The organism is Psychrobacter sp. 1Y4 (genome assembly GCF_051847555.1).
This window is the reverse complement of record NZ_JBPYDE010000111.1, coordinates 1-1,157: the sequence shown is the minus strand read 5'-3', so window position 1 is coordinate 1,157 and position 1,157 is coordinate 1. Positions and strand designations below refer to the sequence as shown.

The window sequence follows — 1,157 nt, the reverse complement described above, 5'->3', positions numbered from 1 at the left end:
ATGTCTTAGACGATGGGACTAACAGCAGCACGACCTCCACCTTCCGTAACGTCGGTGATGCGCTAGGCAACCTTGATCGCCGCTGATCAGATAGTCACTGAGCTGACGGCGCTGGGATTAATACAAAACGATACACCAATGAATCGTAGCCGCTATGCACACGAATGGTCGTACCTGACACACAACGATGGTCTGGCTGTTGATAAGGTTGCACGTGTGCTCGCTGAGCAGCGTGGATTTCCAATAGCAATGGCAGATGTCAATCATAGTATTCGTGAAGCAGCACTGGATGATCTCTCACCCGCTGGTGTATAGCCGATATTAGTCATTTCTAGAGTTTACATTCAGTGTTATAAATATAAAACTGTATGTAAAAAAAGGAGCGGACAACCGATATTTGGTTATCTGCTCCTTTTTTATGTGATTGCTTTTAATTGCTCGATTTTACAAAGCTTAGCTGTTGCTACCAGCCATTTTTTCTGTATCTACATGATCATTGATGGTCACGACGGTTTGTAGCATCTCGATTGCCTCGTTGATGGTATTGCACACCACCAAACGATCTAAATCTTGCTGCTTCATAAACCCTTGCTCGGTGGTATATTTTAGATGCTCAATCATACGGTCATAAAAACCATTGATGTTTAGAATAATCATTGGCTTTTCGTGTTGATACAGCTGACGCCATGTGGCGATTTCCATAATTTCTTCTAGTGTGCCCAGTCCGCCCGGTAGCGTGATAAAAGCATCGGCGTACTCTGCCATAACGGTCTTACGCGTGTGCATGGTATCGGTCAAATGCAAGCGAGTCAGCTGCTCATGAGCGATTTCGTGCTTGAGCATAAAGGTTGGAATGACGCCTACGGCTTCAGCGCCGCCTTTAATGACCTCATCTGCGACCGCGCCCATGAGACCAATGCTAGCACCGCCATATACCAGTCCCATGCCATTATCTGCCAACGCACTGCCAAGCTCGCGTGCTGCCTGCTCATACACTTCATCATTACCCAAGCGCGAACCGCAATATACGGCCACTAGCGGCATCGTCAGTGTTGATTTATCCACGGCTTTTTCTATATTGGTGATGTCTTTGCTCGTGATTACATCATAAGTGTCATCGTTAATTTTCATTTGCATATAGTTTCCTTAATTTATCG

The 1,157-nt window shown here is 45.6% G+C and carries 2 protein-coding genes; one reads left to right on the top strand and one right to left on the bottom strand.

Annotated features, from left to right (window positions below):
* Positions 1-72 precede the first annotated feature (72 nt).
* The gene (locus ACS8FC_RS14590; RefSeq protein ID WP_439297293.1) at positions 73-315 is read left to right on the top strand and encodes a hypothetical protein; all 243 of its coding nucleotides are present in this window, start codon (positions 73-75) and stop codon (positions 313-315) included.
* Between the two features lie 138 nt (positions 316-453).
* Here ACS8FC_RS14590 and ACS8FC_RS14585 read toward each other — a convergent pair whose 3' ends face one another.
* Positions 454-1,137 (bottom strand): LOG family protein, encoded by a 684-nt coding sequence (locus tag ACS8FC_RS14585; RefSeq protein ID WP_439297292.1) that lies wholly within the window; start codon positions 1,135-1,137, stop codon positions 454-456.
* Positions 1,138-1,157 lie beyond the last annotated feature (20 nt).

Excerpts from the sequence above, each read along its gene's own strand:
- ACS8FC_RS14585 (WP_439297292.1), bottom strand. The coding sequence starts at position 1,137 with ATGCAAATGAAAATTAACGATGACACTTATGATGTAATCACGAGCAAA.